The sequence below is a fragment of the Streptomyces sp. NPDC028928 genome (assembly GCF_055564915.1).
In genome coordinates, this window is sequence record NZ_JBVHVI010000008.1 from 222,226 (window position 1) to 242,818 (window position 20,593).

A 20,593-nucleotide genomic window follows, 5' to 3' on the forward strand; every position below is an offset into this window, starting at 1 on the left:
TCTTCTGTGGAGAAATCCACCTCTGTGGACAACTCCGTGCCCCTTGAGGGGGACGGAGTCTCCGGGGAAGGGGGCTCCTCTCGGAGTGAACCGAGAGGCTTCCGGTCGCGAGGTTCGGCCGCAGCGCGGCCACGACTGATGATGCCGTGCAGCAGTGAGCGACGTTTCACGTGAAACACGATGCACAGCGGCTGCGACCGGACCTTCGCGACACTCCGGCTTGCATAGGTTTGGCAGCTTGTGTGGAGTACGTCTCGTCGTCAGGACGGATCAGCGACGCCGACGTGCCCGCCCTGTCCGCGCGGCCTTCGCGCGCTTCGCGGCGAAGCGCACACCGCCCGGGCTCTCCCCGACCTCGACCCGCACGACCGTGGACGGCGGGTCCACCACACCCTCGCCGACATGCAGGATGGACGTCTCGACGGCACCCAGCTTGCTGAGGGCGGTGGCCGCGGCCTTCAGCTCCTCCTCGGCGGTGTCGCCCTTGAGCGCGAGCATCTCCCCGTACGGGCGCAGCAGCGGAATGCCCCAGGTGGCCAGGCGGTCCAGCGGGGCCACGGCCCGGGCGGTCACCACATGGACCGGCGGCAGCTTGCCCATGACCTCCTCGGCGCGGCCGCGCACCACGGTCACATGGTCCAGGCCCAGCAGCTCGACAACCTCGTTGAGGAAGTTGGTCCGCCGCAGCAGGGGCTCCAGCAGGGTGATGTTCAGGTCGTCGCGGACCAGGGCCAGCGGGATGCCCGGCAGCCCGGCGCCGGAGCCGACGTCGCAGACCGTCACCCCCTCGGGAACGGCCTCGGAGAGCACAGCACAGTTCAGCAGGTGCCGCTCCCACAGACGGGGCACTTCCCGCGGGCCGATCAGACCCCGCTGCACGCCCGCCTCGGCGAGCAGCTCCGCATAGCGCACCGCATCGGCGAAGCGATCACCAAACACTTCCCGCGCCTGTTCGGGCGCGGGGGGAAGCTCCGCTGCCTCCGTCACGGGGACCGTCCTTCCGTACAGCGCCGGCGCTTCGCGCACCGGCCACCAGAACAACCAGGCTGACAAAATTCGGCCCCGCCTGCTCAACAGACGGGGCCGGTGGAACGAGGGACCGATCAGGCGGGCAGTACGACGACGAACCGCTGCGGCTCCTCGCCCTCGGACTCGCTGCGCAGTCCCGCGGCCTTGACCGCGTCGTGCACGACCTTGCGCTCGAACGGGGTCATCGGCTTGAGCTTCACGGGCTCACCGGTGCTCTTCACCTCGGCGGCGGCCTTGGCGCCCAGCTCGGACAGCTCGGACCGCTTCTTGGCCCGGTATCCCGCGATGTCCAGCATCAGCCGGCTGCGGTCGCCGGTCTCCCGGTGCACCGCCAGGCGCGTCAGCTCCTGCAGCGCCTCCAGCACCTCGCCGTCCCGGCCGACCAGCTTCTGCAGGTCGCGGCTGCCGGTGTCGCTGATGATCGACACGGAGGCGCGGTCGGCCTCGACGTCCATGTCGATGTCGCCGTCGAGGTCGGCGATGTCCAGCAGACCCTCCAGGTAGTCCGCCGCGATCTCACCCTCCTGCTCCAGTCGGGTGAGGGTGTCTGCACCCTCGACAGCGGCGGAGGTGGTGCCTTCCGTCACGGGATGGGCTCCTTCTTACTTCTTGGACGGGGACTTGGGCCGCTGCGGGCCACCCTTGCGCTGGCCGGACTGGGCCTTGCTACGGGTGCCGGAGCCGGGCTTCTGGGACTGCTTGGCAGCGGCGGGCCGGGTGTCCTGCGGCTCGTCGGACTTCTCCAGCGACGGGGTGTCGCCCGCCTGCTTGGGCCCGCCGGACTGACGCTGGGACTTGCTCTGGCGCTTGGGCTGCTGGCGCCGGACGGCGGTGGCCGTGGCGGTGCCGGTGACCGCGCCTTCCTCGGTCTGCGCCGCGGCCTGGACCGTGCTCTTGGCCACGGTGCCGTCGGCCTGGGCGGCGAGGCCGGCCTTGTTCAGCGCGTTGATGAACTTGCGCTCGAACTCGTTGCGGTCGCGGCCCTTGGCGACGATCGCCTTGACGATGACCTTCTCGCTGCGCCGGCGGACCTTGCCGTGCTGCGTGACGTGCTTGGTCAGGCGCTCCAGGTAGGCGGCCTGGGCCTTGGAACCCGGGGTCGGGTTGTTGTGGATGACGTACATCTGCTGGCCCATGGTCCACACGTTGGTGGTCAGCCAGTAGACGAGGACACCGACCGGGAAGTTCACACCGAAGACGGCGAACATGACCGGGAAGACGTACATCAGCATCTTCTGCTGCTGCATGAACGGCGTCTTCACCGTGGTGTCGACGTTCTTCGTCATCAGCTGGCGCTGCGTGTAGAACTGCGACGCCGACATCAGCACGATCATGATCGCGGTGACGACACGGACGTCGGTCAGCGAGGCGCCGAGGGCGCTGATCTGGCTCTCGCTGCTGAAGAACTTGGCGGCCAGCGGCGCACCGAAGATGTGCGCGTGCCGGGCGCTGGCGAGCAGCGGCTCGTTGATGACGCCGATGGTCTTGCCCGTGGCAATGCCGTTGAGCACGTGGTACAGGGCGAAGAAGAACGGGGACTGCGCCAGGATGGGAAGGCACGAGGAGAGCGGGTTGGTACCCGTCTCCTTGTACAGCTTCATCATCTCTTCGGACTGACGCTGCCGGTCGTTCTTGTAGCGCTCCTGGATCTTCTTCATCTCCGGCTGGAGCGTCTGCATCGCGCGCGTCGACTTGATCTGCTTCACGAAGAGCGGGATCAGGCAGATGCGGATGAGGATCACCAGGGACACGATGGACAGGCCCCAGGCCCATCCGGTGTCAGGGCCGAAGATCGCCCCGTACACCTTGTGGAACTGGACGATGACCCAGGAGACGGGCCAGGTGATGAAACTGAAGAGGCTGGCAATCGTGTCCACTAATCATGCTCCTTGGGCATGGGACGAGGTCTCTGCGGCCGGGCTCGAAGGAGACTCGGAAGCAAGATTCGCTTCGGTGGCCGGTTCGGCGGCGGAGGGCCCGCCCCTGCGTGCGCGCCACGCGTTGCGCAGTATTTCGTGCCACCGCGGGCGCTTACGCGGCGGAACATGGTCCACACCGCCGAGCGACCACGGATTGCACCGGAGGATGCGCCAGGCGGTGAGTGCCGTGCCCTTGATCGCACCGTGCCGGTCGATGGCCGTGTAGCCGTAGTGGGAGCACGACGGGTAGTACTTGCACACCGGCCCCAGCAGCGGACTGATCGTCCACTGGTACAGCTTGATCAGAGCCAGCAGCGGGTACTTCATCGCGCGCCCCCTCCCAGCAGCCGCTCAAGAGCGGCGTCCAGGTCTCGGGCCAGCTGTGCGTGGTCTGCGTCGCCCGCTCCGGGCAGCGCTCGTACGACTACCAGGCTACCGGGGGGAAACAGGGCGACTCGGTCACGCATCAGATGGCGCAGTCTGCGCTTCACTGTGTTGCGCACGACCGCGCCACCCACGGCCTTGCTCACGACGAAACCCGCACGCGTCGGGGGAGCGCTCTCCCCAGGCGCGTGCGGGTCCGTGGCACCGCTACGAAGGTGGACGACGAGGGTCGGGCGTCCGGCCCGACGACCCCGTCGTACCGCGGTCGCGAAGTCCTCGCGCCGCCTCAGCCGGTTCTCGGTGGGCAGCACGACGTCATGACCTGATCGGAATCAGGCGGACAGACGGGCGCGACCCTTGCTACGGCGGGACGCGAGAATCGCGCGGCCGGCACGGGTGCGCATACGCAGCCGGAAGCCGTGGGTCTTCGCGCGACGACGGTTGTTCGGCTGGAAGGTGCGCTTGCTCACTCGGGGGCTCCAGAAAGAATCGGTAGTGGCGGGGTGCCGTCCTGGCTGTCACCGTGCGCCCACGAGTAGCTCGCGCCACGCCCGAGTGCACCGCTTCCCGATCACCTGACGTGACCTGTGCCCATCGGAGGCAGGCGGCAGCAGCCATCGACAACTCGACCTGGTTACGGTACGCGGGGCTACGCCATCCGGTCAAACCGGGGGTCGCCGAGAGACACTATCCACAGGCTGGGGACAACAACTTGAACCCTACCCGCCGCGCTGACTACCGTGGCTGGACTCCGATTCGTTCCCTTATCCCCGCCCGACCCGATTTTCATCCCGACCCGTCCCTGAACCACACGTTCGTGGGACCTGTGAGAGAGCGTGCCCTGTGGCTGACGTACCTGCCGATCTTGCCGCAGTGTGGCCACGAGTACTGGAGCAGCTCCTCGGCGAGGGCCGCGGACAGGGTGTGGAGGCGAAGGACGAGCACTGGATCCGGCGCTGCCAGCCGCTCGCGCTGGTCGCGGACACCGCCCTGCTCGCCGTGCCGAACGAATTCGCGAAGGGCGTACTGGAGGGCCGTCTCGCGCCCATCGTCAGCGAGACCCTGAGCCGTGAGTGCGGCCGCCCCATCCGAATCGCGATCACCGTGGACGACTCGGCGGGCGAACCGCCGGCGCCCGCGACGCCGCCCGCCCAGCAGAGCCCGAAGCCGCGCTACGAGGAGCCGGAGCTGCCCTCCGGACCGTACGAGGGCTACGGCCGCCACCGCGGCGACCAGCTCCCGGACACCGAACCGCGCACCGAGCACCCGCCCGCGCGTGCGGACCAGCTCCCCACCGTCCGCCCGGCCTACCCCTCCGAGTACCACCGTCCCGAGCCCGGCGCCTGGCCGCGCCCCGGCCAGGACGAGTACGGCTGGCAGCAGCCCCGCCTCGGCTTCCCCGAGCGGGATCCGTACGCCTCGCCGCCGTCCCGGGACGCCTACGGACCGTCGTCCGACTACCGCCCGCAGGGCATGGACCGGCCGCCGTACGAGCAGCAGCGCGGCGAGTACGACACCCCGCGCGCGGATTACGAGCCGTCCCGCGGGGACTACGACTCCGGGCGCCCCGGCTACGAGACGTCCCGGACCGAGTACGACCAGCGCGACCCGGTCCGCCGTGAGCTGCCCGAGCCGCCGGCCCACCGCGGCGGCCCCGGCCGCCCCGACGTGCCCTCGACCGGCGCCCCCGGTCCGCTGGCCGCGCAGCCTGCGCCGGCGAGCGGCCCCGGTGAGCCGACCGCGCGTCTGAACCCGAAGTACCTGTTCGACACGTTCGTCATCGGCGCCTCCAACCGCTTCGCGCACGCGGCGGCGGTCGCGGTCGCCGAGGCACCGGCGAAGGCGTACAACCCCCTGTTCATCTACGGGGAGTCGGGGCTCGGCAAGACGCATCTGCTGCACGCGATCGGGCACTACGCGCGCAGCCTCTACCCGGGCACGCGCGTGCGGTACGTCAGCTCGGAGGAGTTCACCAACGAGTTCATCAACTCCATCCGCGACGGCAAGGGCGACAGCTTCCGCAAGCGCTACCGCGAGATGGACATCCTGCTCGTCGACGACATCCAGTTCCTCGCGGACAAGGAGTCGACGCAGGAGGAGTTCTTCCACACCTTCAACACGCTCCACAACGCCAACAAGCAGATCGTGCTCTCCAGCGACCGGCCGCCCAAGCAGCTGGTCACGCTGGAGGACCGGCTGCGGAACCGTTTCGAGTGGGGGCTGATCACCGACGTCCAGCCGCCCGAGCTGGAGACGCGTATCGCGATCCTCCGCAAGAAGGCGGTCCAGGAGCAGCTCAACGCCCCGCCGGAGGTGCTGGAGTTCATCGCCTCCCGCATCTCGCGGAACATCCGTGAGCTGGAGGGTGCGCTGATCCGGGTGACGGCGTTCGCCTCGCTCAACCGGCAGCCGGTGGACCTGGGGCTGACCGAGATCGTCCTCAAGGACCTGATCCCCGGGGGAGAGGACTCGACGCCGGAGATCACCGCGACGGCCATCATGGCGGCGACCGCGGACTACTTCGGGCTCACGGTCGAGGACCTGTGCGGCAGCTCGCGGGGCCGGCAGCTGGTCACGGCCCGGCAGATCGCCATGTACCTGTGCCGGGAGCTGACGGACCTGTCGCTGCCGAAGATCGGGGCGCAGTTCGGGGGCCGGGACCATACGACGGTCATGCACGCCGACCGGAAGATCCGGGCGCTGATGGCCGAGCGGCGCTCGATCTACAACCAGGTCACCGAGCTGACCAACCGCATCAAGAACGGCTGAGACCGGCCGTACGGCGACGCCGAGGGCGCCCTGGGACACGCATCCCAGGGCGCCCTTTCGTATCCCCAGGCATGCCCCCGACGCCCACCCGTGGGGCCCCGGCGGCACGACTTCCCGCAGCCACGACGGCACGGCCGCCGCTGTGCGCGGTTCCTCGGGCGTCATCCGGTGTTCGAATAGTCGCCGGGTTACGGCCACTCTCCACAGATTCGGTGACTTTCTTCCGTCCACATCCTGGGGACTGCGGAGTTGTCCCGAACTGCGTCCACAGGGAAGCTGGCTCCACGGCTTCTGCCCAGCTCAGGGGCCTGTGGAATCGTGGACGAACGATCTCCACAGGCTGTGGAAAACAGCAAGATCCACAACGGGCCCACAGAGTTGTCCACCGGCACCCCACAGGTTCGGGGCGGTTGTCCCCAGCGATCCCCCGCTTCTCCACAGCGCTGTCCACTGTTCGGCAACCAGGCACCCCCTCTCACTGCGTCGAGTGAAAGGCGTCACAGGAAGTTGCCTGGTTGGGGTGTGGGAAACCTGGGTATTCCTGGGGACACAGCTGGGGAGAACTGCCCTCAGCCTGTGGGCGCTGTGTGCAGAACTTTCCGTTCTCCACAGAAGGCCCTGGTTGTCCACTGCCTCCACCCACAGGGTCGGTGGATAAAAAACCCGCGCTGAGCTGGGCAAACGTGGTTATCCACGGTATCCACAGGCCCTACTACTACTCCCGACTAGAGAGAGCTCGGCAATCGTTTGGAAGCGGGGCCTGTGCACAACTCGCTGCTTCGCGCCCGGCTGCCCCTCGGACCGACTTGACCCCGACGGGCACCTACTGTCAGTGCCGTGCGTCAGACTGGTCCCCGGTGTCCTTCCCGTCGCAGTGGGCGGTGACACCGAGTCGGAGGACTCAGTAGCAACAGCAGGAGGCGGCTTACGGTGAAGATCCGGGTGGAACGCGACGTACTCGCGGAGGCAGTGGCCTGGGCGGCACGCAGCCTCCCGGCCCGTCCGCCGGCGCCTGTCCTCGCCGGCCTGCTGCTGAAGGCGGAGGACGGCCAGCTGAGCCTGTCCAGCTTCGACTACGAGGTCTCCGCGCGGGTGAACGTCGAGGCGGAGGTCGAGGAGGAGGGCACCGTCCTGGTCTCCGGCCGGCTGCTCGCCGACATCTCCCGCGCGCTCCCCAACCGGCCGGTGGAGATTTCCACAGACGGTGTACGGGCGACCGTGGTGTGCGGCTCCTCGCGGTTCACCCTCCACACCCTGCCTGTGGAGGAGTACCCGGCGCTGCCGCAGATGCCGAACGCGACCGGCACGGTGCCCGGTGAGGTCTTCGCCGCCGCCGTCTCCCAGGTGGCCATCGCGGCCGGCCGTGACGACACGCTGCCGGTGCTCACCGGTGTGCGCATCGAGATCGAGGGCGACACGGTCACCCTGGCCTCCACCGACCGCTACCGCTTCGCGGTCCGCGAGTTCCTGTGGAAGCCGGAGAACCCGGACGCCTCCGCCGTCGCCCTGGTCCCGGCCAAGACGCTGCTGGACACCGCGAAGTCGCTGGGGGCCGGGGACAGCGTCACGCTGGCGCTGTCCGGCTCCGGTGCCGGTGAGGGCCTGATCGGTTTCGAGGGCGCCGGGCGGCGTACGACCACGCGCCTGCTCGAGGGCGACCTGCCGAAGTACCGGACGCTGTTCCCGACCGAGTTCAACTCCGTCGCCGTGATCGAGACCGCGCCGTTCGTGGAGGCCGTGAAGCGTGTGGCGCTGGTGGCCGAGCGGAACACGCCGGTGCGGCTGAGCTTCGAGCAGGGTGTGCTGATCCTGGAGGCCGGGTCGAGCGACGACGCACAGGCTGTGGAAAGGGTCGACGCGCAGCTCGAGGGCGACGACATCTCGATCGCCTTCAACCCGACGTTCCTGCTGGACGGTCTGAGCGCGATCGACTCGCCGGTGGCGCAGCTGTCGTTCACCACGTCCACGAAGCCGGCGCTGCTCAGCGGGAAGCCGGCGGTGGATGCGGAGGCCGACGACGCGTACAAGTACCTGATCATGCCGGTGCGGCTCAGCGGCTGACGTTTTCCACAGGTGTGCACAGCGCCGGGCGCCTTGGTGGCGCCCGGGGCTGTGGTTGGGCGGGGGCTGCGTCTCCGCAGGTCAGCGGGGTCTCGCATGAGCGCGTATGCCCACAGCTGTGCAGGCATGGTCGGGTTTAGGCTCGGCTCGGCACTGCGGTGCCTGTCACGCCACACAGCGACCTAAGGAACACAACTGATGGAGCTCGGTCTCGTCGGCCTCGGCAAGATGGGCGGCAACATGCGCGAGCGGATCCGCCGCGCGGGCCACACCGTCATCGGATACGACCGCAACGCGGACCTCGCCGATGTCCACAGCCTGGAAGAGCTTGTGGGCAAGCTCAGCGGCCCGCGCGTGGTCTGGGTGATGGTCCCTGCCGGCGAGCCCACCCAGTCGACCATCGACCAGCTCGCCGAGCTGCTGCAGCCCGGCGACGTGGTCGTGGACGGCGGCAACTCCCGCTGGACGGACGACGAGAAGCACGCCGAGCAGCTGGCCGCCAAGGGCATAGGCTTCGTGGACTGCGGCGTCTCCGGCGGCGTCTGGGGCCTGGAGAACGGGTACGCGCTGATGTACGGCGGCGACGCCGAGCACGTCGCCAAGGTGCAGCCGGTCTTCGACGCGCTGAAGCCGGAGGGCGACTTCGGTTCGGTGCACGCGGGCAAGGTCGGCGCGGGCCACTTCGCGAAGATGGTCCACAACGGCATCGAGTACGCCATGATGCAGGCCTACGCCGAGGGCTGGGAGCTGCTGGAGAAGGTCGACTCCGTCACGGACGTCCGTGAGGTGTTCCGGTCGTGGCAGGAAGGCACCGTCATCCGGTCCTGGCTGCTGGACCTGGCGGTCAACGCCCTCGACGAGGACGAGCACCTGGACGGCCTGCGCGGTTATGCACAGGACTCCGGTGAGGGACGCTGGACTGTGGAGGCCGCCATCGACAACGCGGTGCCGCTGCCGGCGATCACCGCGTCGCTGTTCGCGCGGTTCGCCTCCCGCCAGGAGGACTCGCCGCAGATGAAGATGATCGCCGCGCTGCGCAACCAGTTCGGCGGTCACGCCGTAGAGAAGAAGTAATCCACAGGGTCGCCCCCGCGATCCACAACCCTGGGGGAGGTCGGCGCACGACCATGCACGTCACGCATCTTTCGCTGGCCGACTTCCGCTCGTACGCCCGGGCCGAGGTCCCGCTCGACCCGGGCGTCACCGCCTTCGTCGGCCCCAACGGGCAGGGCAAGACCAACCTGGTGGAGGCGGTCGGGTATCTGGCGACGCTCGGCAGCCACCGGGTCGCCTCCGACGCGCCCCTGGTGCGCATGGGCGCCGAGCGGGCGGTGATCCGGGCACAGGTCCGGCAGGGCGACCGGCAGCAGCTGATCGAGCTGGAGCTGAACCCGGGCCGGGCCAACCGCGCCCGCATCAACCGGTCCTCGCAGGTCAGGCCGCGGGACGTGCTGGGGATCGTACGGACCGTGCTGTTCGCGCCCGAGGATCTCGCCCTCGTCAAGGGGGACCCGGGTGAGCGGCGGCGGTTCCTGGACGAGCTGATCACCGCGCGGTCGCCGCGGATGGCGGGCGTGCGCTCCGACTACGAGCGGGTGCTCAAGCAGCGCAACACCCTGCTGAAGACCGCTGCCCTGGCGCGTCGGCACGGCGGGCGGTCCATGGACCTGTCCACGCTCGACGTGTGGGACCAGCACCTCGCGCGCGCGGGGGCGGAGCTGCTCGCCCAGCGGATGGATCTCGTCGCCGCGCTGCAGCCGCTGGCCGACAAGGCGTACGAGCAGCTGGCTCCCGGCGGCGGTCCGGTGGCGCTGGAGTACAAGCCGTCGGCGCCGGGCGAGGCCCACACGCGCGAGGAGCTGTACGCGCAGCTGACGGCGGCACTGGCGGAGGCGCGGAAGCAGGAGATCGAGCGGGGTGTCACCCTCGTCGGCCCGCACCGGGACGACCTGGTGCTCAAGCTCGGCCAGCTGCCCGCCAAGGGGTACGCCTCGCACGGCGAGTCGTGGTCCTACGCGCTGGCGCTGCGGCTGGCCTCGTACGACCTGCTGCGGGCCGAGGGCAACGAGCCGGTGCTGATCCTGGACGACGTCTTCGCCGAGCTGGACGCCCGCCGCCGCGAGCGGCTGGCGGAGCTGGTGGCGCCCGGTGAGCAGGTGCTGGTCACGGCCGCTGTGGACGACGACGTACCGCACGTGCTGGCCGGTGCCCGGTACACGGTGGCGGACGGGACGGTGGAGCGCGTATGAGCACCGAGAAACCCACCCCGGACAAGAAGGACCCCTCCGGTGTCGACCTCGCGCGCGTGGCGTTGCGCGCGGCGAGGGAGCAGGCACGCGCGCGTGGGGACGCGGCGCGGCAGAAGAAGCAGGCGCGCAGGGGCGGCGGGCTGCGCTCCGGCGCGCGTGCCGACGGCCGTGACCCGATGGCGCTCGGGGCGGCGATCAACCGGCTGATCACCGAGCGGGGCTGGGAGGCGCCGGCCGCGGTGGGCGGGGTGATGGGCCGCTGGCCGCAGATCGTCGGCGAGGACCTGGCGAAGCACTGTGTGCCGCAGCGGTACGACGAGGACGAGCGCGTGCTGTCCGTGCAGTGCGACTCGACGGCGTGGGCGACCCAGCTGAGACTGCTGGCCCCGGCGCTGGTGGCCCGGCTCAACGAGGACCTGGGCCACGGGACGGTCCGGCTGATCAAGGTGCACGGCCCCGGCGGCCCCGCCCGGCACTACGGCCCGCTGCGGGCTCCGGGCAGCACGGGTCCCGGCGATACGTACGGGTGACGTACCTCACGTCCTGACGCCGGCGCGCGGTGTCGTCGTATCTCCGTACGGGCGTCGTACGTGCGTTGCCGCATGCCCGGATCCGGGTGCGGACCGCCATCTGACCCGGGAGTAGCCAAGGGTTGACGGCTCGAAGCGCTGAGTGCCGCTGTGAGCCCCTCGGAGCCCCCTTCCGCATATCGGGACCCGGCCGAGACCGGTTGAGGGCGGCACATGGGGGCTCAGGTACCGGCAAACCCCCATCGATGTCAGTGCTACCGGTAGACTGGAAGACAATCCCGCCCCAACGTGGGGACCGCCCGGGAAAAGCTGAGCAACGCTGATCAAGGCTTACCAACGCAACATGCCGCAGCCGCTCCGGCAACCTGCCGACGAGCCCGGCTCGTGCTGTGCCAGAAAGGGCGCTTCGTGGCCGATTCCGGCAACCCCAACGAGAACATCCCGTCCACCGACGCCGGCGTGAACGCCGAGGCCACCGAAACCGGCGCGGCCTCGGCGTCCTACGACGCCAGCGCCATCACCGTGCTCGAAGGGCTGGACGCGGTCCGCAAGCGGCCCGGCATGTACATCGGCTCCACGGGCGAGCGCGGTCTGCACCACCTGGTGTACGAGGTCGTCGACAACTCCGTCGACGAGGCGCTGGCCGGTTACGCGGACACCATCGACGTGACGATCCTCGCCGACGGCGGCGTGCGCGTGGTCGACAACGGCCGTGGCATCCCGGTGGGCATCGTGCCCTCCGAGGGCAAGCCGGCCGTCGAGGTCGTGCTGACCGTGCTGCACGCGGGCGGCAAGTTCGGCGGCGGCGGGTACGCCGTCTCCGGTGGTCTGCACGGTGTCGGTGTGTCCGTCGTGAACGCGCTGTCGACCAAGGTCGCCGTCGAGGTGAAGACCGACGGTCACCGCTGGACGCAGGACTACAAGATGGGCGTGCCGACGGCGCCCCTCGCCAAACACGAGGCGATCGAGGAGACCGGTACGTCGGTCACCTTCTGGGCCGACCCGGAGATCTTCGAGACCACCGAGTACTCCTTCGAGACGCTGTCGAGGCGTTTCCAGGAGATGGCGTTCCTCAACAAGGGCCTGACGATCCGGCTCACCGACGAGCGTGAGTCGGCGAAGGCGACCAGCGGTGCGGACGAGGCGGGTGCCGACGAGAAGGCCGAGGTCAAGACCGTCACGTACCACTACGAGGGCGGCATCGTCGACTTCGTGAAGTACCTCAACTCCCGCAAGGGAGAGGCGGTTCACCCGACGGTCGTCTCGCTGGAGGCCGAGGACAGGGACAAGAGCCTGTCCCTCGAGGTCGCCATGCAGTGGAACAGCGGCTACAGCGAGGGCGTGTACTCCTTCGCGAACATCATCCACACCCACGAGGGCGGTACGCACGAGGAGGGCTTCCGGGCCGCGCTGACGTCGCTGATCAACAAGTACGCGCGCGACAAGAAGCTGCTGCGGGAGAAGGACGACAACCTCACCGGTGACGACATCCGTGAGGGTCTGACGGCGATCATCTCGGTCAAGCTGAGCGAGCCGCAGTTCGAGGGCCAGACGAAGACCAAGCTGGGCAACACGGAGGCCAAGACCTTCGTGCAGAAGGCGGTCTACGAGCACCTCAACGACTGGCTGGACCGCAACCCGGTCGAGGCCGCCGACATCGTCCGCAAGGGCATCCAGGCGGCCACCGCGCGCGTGGCGGCCCGCAAGGCGCGTGACCTGACGCGCCGCAAGGGTCTGCTGGAGACGGCGTCGCTGCCGGGCAAGCTGGCCGACTGCCAGTCCAACGACCCGGCCAAGTGCGAGATCTTCATCGTCGAGGGTGACTCCGCCGGCGGCTCGGCCAAGTCCGGCCGGAACCCGCAGTACCAGGCGATCCTCCCGATCCGAGGCAAGATCCTCAACGTTGAGAAGGCGCGGATCGACAAGATCCTGCAGAACCAGGAGATCCAGGCGCTGATCTCGGCCTTCGGCACGGGTGTGCACGAGGACTTCGACATCGAGAAGCTCCGCTATCACAAGATCATCCTGATGGCGGACGCCGACGTCGACGGCCAGCACATCAGCACCCTGCTGCTGACCTTCCTGTTCCGCTTCATGCGGCCGCTGGTCGAGGCCGGGCACGTGTACCTGTCCCGTCCTCCGCTGTACAAGATCAAGTGGGGACGGGACGACGTGGAGTACGCCTACTCGGACCGCGAGCGCGACGCGCTGATCGAGATGGGCCGCCAGCGCGGCAAGCGGGTCCGCGAGGACTCGATCCAGCGCTTCAAGGGCCTCGGCGAGATGAACGCCGAGGAGCTGCGCGTGACCACCATGGACCAGGAGCACCGGGTCCTCGGCCAGGTCACCCTGGACGACGCCGCGCAGGCCGACGACCTGTTCTCGGTCCTGATGGGCGAGGACGTCGAGGCCCGGCGCCAGTTCATCCAGCGCAACGCCAAGGACGTCCGCTTCCTCGACATCTGAGTCGGTCTCAGCTGACCGCACCAGGAAGGATCTTCACCAGCAATGGCCGACGAGAACACTCCCGTCACCCCTGAAGAGGGCGGCGAACTCGCGATGCGTGTCGAGCCCGTCGGGCTCGAGACGGAGATGCAGCGCTCGTACCTCGACTACGCGATGTCCGTCATCGTGTCCCGCGCGCTGCCCGACGTCCGGGACGGTCTCAAGCCCGTCCACCGCCGTGTGCTGTACGCGATGTACGACGGCGGCTACCGCCCCGAGCGCGGCTTCTACAAGTGCGCCCGTGTCGTCGGTGACGTCATGGGCAACTACCACCCGCACGGCGACTCCTCCATCTACGACGCGCTGGTGCGCCTCGCCCAGCCGTGGTCGATGCGGATGCCGCTGGTGGACTCCAACGGCAACTTCGGCTCCCCGGGCAACGACCCGGCGGCGGCGATGCGCTACACCGAGTGCAAGATGGCGCCGCTGTCGATGGAGATGGTCCGGGACATCGACGAGGAGACCGTCGACTTCACGGACAACTACGACGGCCGCTCGCAGGAGCCGACCGTCCTGCCGGCCCGCTTCCCGAACCTGCTGATCAACGGCTCGGCCGGTATCGCGGTCGGTATGGCCACCAACATCCCGCCGCACAACCTGCGCGAGGTCGCGGCCGGCGCCCAGTGGTACCTGGAGAACCCCGAGGTCTCGCACGAGGAGCTGCTGGACGCGCTCATGGAGCGCATCAAGGGCCCGGACTTCCCGACCGGCGCCCTGGTGGTGGGCCGCAAGGGCATCGAGGAGGCGTACCGCACCGGCCGCGGCTCCATCACGATGCGTGCGGTGGTCGAGGTCGAGGAGATCCAGAACCGCCAGTGCCTGGTGGTGACGGAGCTGCCGTACCAGGTGAACCCGGACAACCTGGCGCAGAAGATCGCCGACCTGGTGAAGGACGGCAAGATCGGCGGCATCGCGGACGTCCGTGACGAGACGTCGTCCCGTACGGGCCAGCGCCTGGTGATCGTCCTGAAGCGGGACGCGGTCGCCAAGGTCGTCCTGAACAACCTGTACAAGCACACGGACCTGCAGACCAACTTCGGCGCGAACATGCTCGCGCTGGTCGACGGCGTTCCGCGCACCCTCTCCCTGGACGCGTTCATCCGCCACTGGGTGACGCACCAGATCGAGGTCATCGTCCGCCGGACCCGCTTCCGGCTGCGCAAGGCCGAGGAGCGGGCGCACATCCTGCGTGGTCTGCTGAAGGCCCTGGACGCCATCGACGAGGTCATCGCGCTGATCCGGCGCAGTGAGACCGTCGATGTCGCGCGTACCGGCCTGATGGACCTCCTGGAGATCGACGAGATCCAGGCCAACGCCATCCTGGAGATGCAGCTGCGCCGCCTGGCGGCCCTGGAGCGGCAGAAGATCGTCCAGGAGCACGACGAACTCCAGGCGAAGATCAACGAGTACAACCAGATCCTGGCCTCGCCGGTCCGCCAGCGCGGGATCGTCAGCGAGGAGCTGGCCGCGATCGTCGAGAAGTACGGTGACGACCGCCAGACCAAGCTGATCCCGTACGAGGGCGACATGTCCATCGAGGACCTGATCGCCGAGGAGGACATCGTCGTCACCGTCACGCGTGGCGGTTACGTCAAGCGGACGAAGACGGACGACTACCGGGCGCAGAAGCGCGGCGGCAAGGGCGTGCGCGGTACGAAGCTGAAGGAAGACGACATCGTCGACCACTTCTTCGTCTCCACCACGCACCACTGGCTGCTGTTCTTCACCAACAAGGGCCGGGTGTACCGGGCGAAGGCGTACGAGCTGCCCGAGGCCGGCCGGGACGCGCGCGGCCAGCACGTCGCGAACCTGCTCGCCTTCCAGCCGGACGAGGCGATCGCCGAGATCCTCGCGATCCGCGACTACGAGGCGGCGCCCTACCTGGTGCTGGCCACCAAGTCCGGTCTGGTCAAGAAGACGCCTCTGAAGGATTACGATTCGCCCCGCTCCGGCGGTGTCATCGCGATCAACCTGCGTGAGCGGGAGAACGGCACGGACGACGAACTGATCGGTGCCGAACTGGTGTCGGCCGACGACGATCTCCTTCTGGTCAGCAAGAAGGCACAGTCGATCCGGTTCACCGCCTCGGACGAGTCCCTCCGCCCGATGGGCCGGGCCACCTCCGGCGTCAAGGGGATGAGTTTCCGCGAAGGCGACGAACTTTTGTCGATGAATGTTGTTCGACCCGGTACGTTCGTGTTCACTGCGACGGACGGTGGGTACGCGAAGCGGACCGCCGTCGACGAGTACCGCGTCCAGGGCCGCGGCGGCCTCGGTATCAAGGCCGCCAAGATCGTGGAGGACCGTGGTTCGCTCGTCGGCGCGCTGATTGTCGAGGAGAACGACGAGATCCTCGCGATCACCCTCTCCGGCGGTGTGATTCGTACGCGAGTCAACGAGGTCAGGGAGACGGGCCGTGACACCATGGGCGTCCAACTGATCAACCTGGGCAAGCGCGATGCCGTGGTCGGTATCGCACGTAACGCCGAGGCGGGGCGCGAGGCGGAGGAAGTCGACGGTGATGTGGCCGTGGACGAGACCGCCGAGGATGCCGCGACCACCGGCACGGACGAGGGTGAGGCACCCTCGGCCGAGTAGCACGAGGAGTGAGTCATCGTGAGCGGAGCCACGGGCGCCGGATCGGCCGGTACCTCGACGGGTACGGAAACGGACGGCGGCGGCCGTGGCTCCGCCGCGCGTGCGGGGAGCGCGAGCGATCCGCACACGACCAACCTGAAGCCGGTGAAGGCTTCCGTGGCGGAGTCCTCCGGCACGCAGGAATCCCAGCAGGAGTCGCAGGGGGGAACCGTGACGGACACCCGAGGCCCGGCCGCGGCCGGTGAGGCGCGGTCGGCGTCGCCGCTCCCCGGCGAGCGGCGCACGGAGGAGCCCGCCGGGCCGTACCACCCGCCGCAGGCCTATCCGGCGCAGGCGCCCGCCGGCGCGGTGCGCAAGCCGCGTACGGGGGTGCGGCCGACGGCGCCGCGGACCCGCAAGGCGCGGCTGCGGGTGGCCAAGGCCGATCCGTGGTCGGTGATGAAGGTCAGCTTCCTGCTGTCGATCGCGTTCGGCATCTGCACGATCGTCGCCTCGGCGGTGCTGTGGATGGTCCTGGACGCGATGGGCGTGTTCTCGACGGTCGGCGGCACGATCTCGGAGGCGACCGGGTCGAACGAGGCGAACGGCTTCGACCTCCAGGCGTTCCTCTCGCTCCCCCACGTCCTGACGTTCACGACGATCATCGCGGTCATCGACGTGGTCCTGGCCACCGCGCTCGCGACCCTCGGCGCGTTCATCTACAACCTCTCCGCGGGCTTCGTGGGCGGCATCGAACTGACCCTGGCGGAGGACGAGTGACCCCCGGACCAGCGGCGTTCTGACGGTCCCCCGACAACCGATTTTGGGACTGAGCCGGTCGTGCGCTAACCTTCAGGAGTCAGCGCGCGGGACACACACCGCAGAGCGCGGCGGGGCTATAGCTCAGTTGGTTAGAGCGCATCCCTGATAAGGATGAGGCCACAGGTTCAAATCCTGTTAGCCCCACCAGCGAAAAGACCCCCAACCGATCATGGTTGGGGGTCTTTGACATCAACGGCTGACATCAACCGATCAGCGGATCTTCCAGAAGCTCAGCGAGCATGGCGACGGCCTCTCGTTCGTCGGAGCCGACCACGTGCGTGTACACGTCCATGGTCATGCTGATCTGGCTGTGCCGCAGGATCGCCTGAGCCACCTTGGGATGCACCTTCAGGAAGGCGAGCAGGGTGCCGCAGGTGTGCCGGGCGAGCCGGACCGTGATCCGGCGGACGCCGGCGCGCTTCACGAGCCGATCGAAGGTCCGCGAGAAGCCCACGGGGTCGATCATGCCGCCATGCTCCGAGGAGAAGATCAGGTCATGGTCCGGCTCCTGCGACCAGTGTGCACCGGCGATCTTCCGTTCCAGCTCTTGCAGCTCTCGGCGCTCTTCCAGGGCACGAGCGCAGAACTCCGGGAGCGGCAGCACGGCCTGTGAGGACTCGGTCTTGAGGTCCTTGAGGACCAGGCCCTCACCCTTGACCCGCTGCACCTGCTTGACCGGGGTGAACTGGCGAGCCTCGAAGTCGATGTCTTGCCAGCGCAGGCCCAGGACCTCACTGCGACGCAGGCCGAGGACCAGGACCAGGACACACGCCGCGTAGAGCCGGTGAGCACGAGCGGTACGGAGGAACAGGACCGCCTCACGCGCGCTCCACGCCTTCCCCTTGTCCTTGCTGACCTTGGGCATGTCGACCAGGAGGGCGACGTTGCGCGTCAGGATCTCCTCGCGGATGGCCCGGTTCAGCGCGTTGCGGAGGACACGAAGCACCTCGAAGCGTGCGGAGGCACCGACCTTCTCACGCCTCAGCGTGGCCATGAAGGTGCGAATCTGCGCCGGCGTGAGCTTGGCGAGAGGCTTCTTGGCCAGGTGCGGTAGCAGGTACAGGCGGACCTTGGACTCGTACTTGACGTACGTGTTGTGCTCGCGCTCAGGCGCCACGATGTGCTCAAGCCAGTAGTCCAGCCACTCGCCGAGCGTCCACGAGCGGGAGGGCACCGGGATGCCGTTGCGCTCCTGGTCCTGGAGCTTGGCGAGCTTCTCGGCGGTCTCGTCATAGGTGGCGCCGTAGACGAACTTCCGGACGCGGTTGCCGTCGGTGTCGGTGACGTACGCGGCGCCCTGATAGCGGCCGTCCTTGCGCTTGGTGATCGTGCCGCCGCCGTTGGGGCGCTTCTTCACCATCAGGCAGCCCTCTCCATCTGGCCCTGAATGAAGGCCCCGACAGCGTCAGCCGGGATGCGGCGGCAGCCGTCGACCTTGATCGAGACGAGGCGGTGGGTACGGATCAGGTCGTAGACCTTGGTCCGGCCGACCTTGAGCCGCGCCATGACTTCCGGCACGGTCAGGAGTTCGGCGGTGGCGGTGGTCATGCGGCGGCTCCTTCCAAGACGAGTTGATCCCGCAAGGCTTCGCGGGCGGTTTCGCGGTTGAGTTCGAGATCCCGGCGGATCGAAGCGGCAAGGGCGGACTCGCCGGGGGTGTGGCCGTGGCCGGCGTACTGCCAGTCAGCGAGGACGAGGACGGTGTCCGGCTCGCGTTCGTCCAGGCCGAGGGCGGCGCGTTCCTGCGCGGCACGGAAGTCGGCGCGAGCCTGACGGAGGGCGCCGAGCGTGGTCGAGTAGCGGCGCGACTTGGACGAGAAGTGCCCGCGGAAGCCGAGCATGTGAGCCCAGGCCCACAGGCGGCGGTCCGGGTACAGCTCATCGAGGTCTCGGCAGGCGGTGATCAGGCGGCGGGCGTGGTCGGGGACGCCGTGGCGGTTGAGTTCGGAGAGTTCGCCGATGCGCCGGTCGAGGGTGCCGGTGTTCTCGGCTGCCTTGGTGGCGTACTTGGCCACGTAGGAGGCGACCGCCTGTTCGGTGAGGTCGGAGCCGTCGCCGAACGCCTTGACCGGCCGTACGTCGAGCTGTCGGCCCCACTGGAAGGTGCGGGCGGGTTGGTCGCTGGCGGCGGGGACGCTGACGCGGCTGTAGGGGTGTGCGGCGGCGGCGCGGATGGCGTCGGTGAGCAGGTCGGTGGTGGCCCAGGACGGCGGGGCGGAGTCGGCTCCGTCGGGACCGTCGAGGCGGATCACGGCATGGAAGTGGACGGCTCCGCGCTTCTGGAACTCGGCGACCTTGCCGTAGGACAGTCGGCAGGTGTCGGCGAGTTCGCGCTGTGTCAGCCCGGCACGCTGGGCGATCTCGCGGCGGAGCCGGTTGATGGTGCGCATCCACAGCTCACCGGCGTGGTTGTTGAAGAGCACGGCGCCGGCGTAGTCGTACGTAGCCGGATCGAGCGCTGTACCGAGGGCGGGGTCGTCGGCGGGGTGGCGGGTGCCGCAGCGGCAGGCGCCATGGTCGGGCCGGTTGTGGACCGGGCCGAACGAGGGTGCGGTGAAGGTGGCGAACACCCGCGGGTGATCCCGGACGGTGGCGGGGATGTCCTTGTCCGGGTCGCCGGCGAGTCCGGCGCGGATCAGGTGGTAGGTGTCACCGGCGTAGGTCCAGGCGCAGGCCGGGCAGCGGGAGGCCCGGCGGTTGCCACAGGCGACGCGGAGCCGTCCGCCGGGCTCGCTCTCGGTGCTGTAGCGGTGCAGGGTCTCGCCGGTGACCTTGTCCTTGTGGACGATCCAGCCGCGCAGGTGGATGGGGTCGGCGCAGCCACCGGTGCGCTTGATCTGGTCTTGCCAGCGGTCGAAGCCGGGGAGCCCGGCCACCCGGAGGAGATCCCCCAGGGTGACCGGGTCCAGGCCCGCGAAGGTCGCGGCATCCGTCACGTGAAGCACCGCCCGGAGTCGCACAGCCCGTCGGCGTCCCACTCATCGAAGGGGAGCGTGTCCCAGCCGTCCGGGATCGCCTGATGAAGCGGCTTGAGGAAGCGGGTCAGATAGACGTGGTCCTTGCCGAGCATGTCCCGGCGCTCGTTGAGCAGTGCTTCGAGCTGGCATGACTTGGCGAACAGGTCCGGGGCCGTACGGCGCATCTCGCGCCAGTCCTCGGGCTTGTGGAAGGGGCAGAAGAAGCACGCTGACTTGGGAGGTACGGGCAGCCCCGCGGATCGGATGATGCGCTGGCAGTCCGTACGCCTCAGACCCATGTCGAGTAGCGGATACGTGATCTGCTCGTAGGGCTGGCTGCGGCGGCTGTTGGCGCGCTGGATCTCGTCCAGGCTGATTCCTACGCCAACCGTGGCCGGGTTGTCGGCGGTGGCGCCATGCTGCTTGAGCCACTTGCCGATGACCTTAATTTTGAAGTCTCCGGTGCAGGCTCGGGTGCCAGGGGCGCCGCTCGGGGACAGGCGGACGGGAATGGGCAGTGACCGGGAGCCGGGCTTGTTGATGCGGCCCCACAGAGTCTCGCGGCTTCCGTCCCGACGGGTGCGGTGCAGCTCTTCGAGGCGGATGCCGTGGTCAGCCGCGTAAGGAGCGGCGTACTGGCGGAAGTAGGCCAGGGTGCGCGGGTCTTCGGAGTCGTCACCGACGTTGGCGAAGAGGAAGGTGTCGAAATCGATGCGCCCCTGTGCGGCCAGGACCAGGCAGGCCACGGACTGAACACCGCCGCCGAAGCTGAAAGTACGAAGCTGGCTCAT

At 68.7% G+C, this 20,593-nt stretch carries 18 protein-coding genes and 1 tRNA gene; 9 read left to right on the top strand and 10 right to left on the bottom strand.

Annotated elements, in window-relative coordinates; translation table 11 throughout:
- Positions 1 to 270: 270 nt before the first annotated feature.
- The 6 genes from rsmG to rpmH all read right to left on the bottom strand — a co-directional run bounded on the left by rsmG (position 271) and on the right by rpmH (position 3,802).
- Positions 271 to 987: a 16S rRNA (guanine(527)-N(7))-methyltransferase RsmG gene (gene rsmG, locus ACZ4U1_RS20835; protein WP_467905013.1), complete on the bottom strand. Its 717-nt coding sequence runs from the start codon at positions 985 to 987 to the stop codon at positions 271 to 273.
- Positions 988 to 1,103: 116 nt separating this feature from the next.
- A complete protein-coding gene (locus tag ACZ4U1_RS20840; RefSeq protein WP_467905015.1) occupies positions 1,104 to 1,616 on the bottom strand; it encodes a Jag family protein in 513 nt (170 codons plus the stop codon).
- 15 nt (positions 1,617 to 1,631) lie between these two features.
- On the bottom strand, positions 1,632 to 2,906 hold the full coding sequence (gene yidC / locus ACZ4U1_RS20845) for a membrane protein insertase YidC (RefSeq protein ID WP_467905017.1): 1,275 nt from the start codon (positions 2,904 to 2,906) through the stop codon (positions 1,632 to 1,634).
- Positions 2,907 to 2,909: 3 nt separating this feature from the next.
- Entirely contained in the window at positions 2,910 to 3,275 is a 366-nt protein-coding gene (gene yidD / locus ACZ4U1_RS20850; protein ID WP_189296617.1) for a membrane protein insertion efficiency factor YidD, read from the bottom strand.
- The gene (gene rnpA, locus ACZ4U1_RS20855; RefSeq protein ID WP_079080991.1) at positions 3,272 to 3,643 is read right to left on the bottom strand and encodes a ribonuclease P protein component; all 372 of its coding nucleotides are present in this window, start codon (positions 3,641 to 3,643) and stop codon (positions 3,272 to 3,274) included. Before rnpA ends, yidD begins: the two co-directional genes overlap by 4 nt.
- Before the next feature lie 21 nt (positions 3,644 to 3,664).
- Positions 3,665 to 3,802, bottom strand: coding sequence for a 50S ribosomal protein L34 (gene rpmH, locus ACZ4U1_RS20860; protein WP_003956500.1), 138 nt, complete (start codon positions 3,800 to 3,802; stop codon positions 3,665 to 3,667).
- 373 nt (positions 3,803 to 4,175) lie between these two features.
- Between rpmH and dnaA the strand changes: the two genes are divergently transcribed.
- The 9 genes from dnaA (at position 4,176) to ACZ4U1_RS20905 (ending at position 16,992) form a co-directional block, all read left to right on the top strand.
- Positions 4,176 to 6,101, top strand: coding sequence for a chromosomal replication initiator protein DnaA (gene dnaA, locus ACZ4U1_RS20865; protein ID WP_467905019.1), 1,926 nt, complete (start codon positions 4,176 to 4,178; stop codon positions 6,099 to 6,101).
- A 930-nt stretch (positions 6,102 to 7,031) separates the two neighbouring features.
- Positions 7,032 to 8,162: a DNA polymerase III subunit beta gene (dnaN, locus tag ACZ4U1_RS20870; RefSeq protein WP_059250041.1), complete on the top strand. Its 1,131-nt coding sequence runs from the start codon at positions 7,032 to 7,034 to the stop codon at positions 8,160 to 8,162.
- A gap of 198 nt (positions 8,163 to 8,360) precedes the next feature.
- Positions 8,361 to 9,236, top strand: a complete 876-nt coding sequence (gnd, locus tag ACZ4U1_RS20875) for a phosphogluconate dehydrogenase (NAD(+)-dependent, decarboxylating) (RefSeq protein WP_230920015.1) — start codon at positions 8,361 to 8,363, stop codon at positions 9,234 to 9,236.
- Positions 9,237 to 9,289: 53 nt separating this feature from the next.
- A complete protein-coding gene (gene recF / locus ACZ4U1_RS20880; protein ID WP_467905021.1) occupies positions 9,290 to 10,411 on the top strand; it encodes a DNA replication/repair protein RecF in 1,122 nt (373 codons plus the stop codon).
- Complete coding sequence (locus ACZ4U1_RS20885; RefSeq protein WP_467905022.1) at positions 10,408 to 10,941, top strand: DciA family protein; 534 nt, start codon at positions 10,408 to 10,410, stop codon at positions 10,939 to 10,941. Before recF ends, ACZ4U1_RS20885 begins: the two co-directional genes overlap by 4 nt.
- A gap of 384 nt (positions 10,942 to 11,325) precedes the next feature.
- Positions 11,326 to 13,407 (top strand): DNA topoisomerase (ATP-hydrolyzing) subunit B, encoded by a 2,082-nt coding sequence (gyrB, locus tag ACZ4U1_RS20890; protein WP_467905023.1) that lies wholly within the window; start codon positions 11,326 to 11,328, stop codon positions 13,405 to 13,407.
- Between the two features lie 42 nt (positions 13,408 to 13,449).
- The gene (gyrA, locus tag ACZ4U1_RS20895) at positions 13,450 to 16,044 is read left to right on the top strand and encodes a DNA gyrase subunit A (protein WP_467905025.1); all 2,595 of its coding nucleotides are present in this window, start codon (positions 13,450 to 13,452) and stop codon (positions 16,042 to 16,044) included.
- Between the two features lie 18 nt (positions 16,045 to 16,062).
- Positions 16,063 to 16,803: a DUF3566 domain-containing protein gene (locus ACZ4U1_RS20900; RefSeq protein WP_467905027.1), complete on the top strand. Its 741-nt coding sequence runs from the start codon at positions 16,063 to 16,065 to the stop codon at positions 16,801 to 16,803.
- 112 nt (positions 16,804 to 16,915) lie between these two features.
- Positions 16,916 to 16,992 (top strand) — tRNA-Ile (locus tag ACZ4U1_RS20905).
- Positions 16,993 to 17,047: 55 nt separating this feature from the next.
- On the opposite strand, the gene ACZ4U1_RS20910 is transcribed toward ACZ4U1_RS20905, so the two are convergent.
- Genes ACZ4U1_RS20910 through ACZ4U1_RS20925 form a run of 4 tightly spaced genes read right to left on the bottom strand, consistent with a single transcriptional unit; the run spans position 17,048 to position 20,593 of the window.
- Positions 17,048 to 18,205, bottom strand: a complete 1,158-nt coding sequence (locus tag ACZ4U1_RS20910; RefSeq protein WP_467905029.1) for a tyrosine-type recombinase/integrase — start codon at positions 18,203 to 18,205, stop codon at positions 17,048 to 17,050.
- Positions 18,205 to 18,393 carry a helix-turn-helix domain-containing protein gene (locus ACZ4U1_RS20915; RefSeq protein ID WP_467905031.1) on the bottom strand — a complete coding sequence of 63 codons (189 nt, stop codon included), beginning with the start codon at positions 18,391 to 18,393 and terminating at the stop codon, positions 18,205 to 18,207. Before ACZ4U1_RS20915 ends, ACZ4U1_RS20910 begins: the two co-directional genes overlap by 1 nt.
- Complete coding sequence (gene repSA / locus ACZ4U1_RS20920; RefSeq protein WP_467905033.1) at positions 18,390 to 19,781, bottom strand: replication initiator protein RepSA; 1,392 nt, start codon at positions 19,779 to 19,781, stop codon at positions 18,390 to 18,392. Before repSA ends, ACZ4U1_RS20915 begins: the two co-directional genes overlap by 4 nt.
- On the bottom strand, positions 19,778 to 20,593 hold the full coding sequence (locus ACZ4U1_RS20925; protein WP_467905034.1) for a phosphoadenosine phosphosulfate reductase: 816 nt from the start codon (positions 20,591 to 20,593) through the stop codon (positions 19,778 to 19,780). The genes repSA and ACZ4U1_RS20925 overlap by 4 nt, the downstream gene beginning before the upstream one ends.

Coding starts and splice junctions, on each gene's coding strand:
- ACZ4U1_RS20915 (WP_467905031.1), bottom strand. CDS start 18,393: ATGACCACCGCCACCGCCGAACTCCTGACCGTGCCGGAAGTCATGGCG.
- ACZ4U1_RS20910 (WP_467905029.1), bottom strand. CDS start 18,205: ATGGTGAAGAAGCGCCCCAACGGCGGCGGCACGATCACCAAGCGCAAG.
- ACZ4U1_RS20885 (WP_467905022.1), top strand. CDS start 10,408: ATGAGCACCGAGAAACCCACCCCGGACAAGAAGGACCCCTCCGGTGTC.
- gyrA (WP_467905025.1), top strand. CDS start 13,450: ATGGCCGACGAGAACACTCCCGTCACCCCTGAAGAGGGCGGCGAACTC.
- recF (WP_467905021.1), top strand. CDS start 9,290: ATGCACGTCACGCATCTTTCGCTGGCCGACTTCCGCTCGTACGCCCGG.
- ACZ4U1_RS20925 (WP_467905034.1), bottom strand. CDS start 20,593: ATGAGCCAGCTTCGTACTTTCAGCTTCGGCGGCGGTGTTCAGTCCGTG.
- gnd (WP_230920015.1), top strand. CDS start 8,361: ATGGAGCTCGGTCTCGTCGGCCTCGGCAAGATGGGCGGCAACATGCGC.
- yidD (WP_189296617.1), bottom strand. CDS start 3,275: ATGAAGTACCCGCTGCTGGCTCTGATCAAGCTGTACCAGTGGACGATC.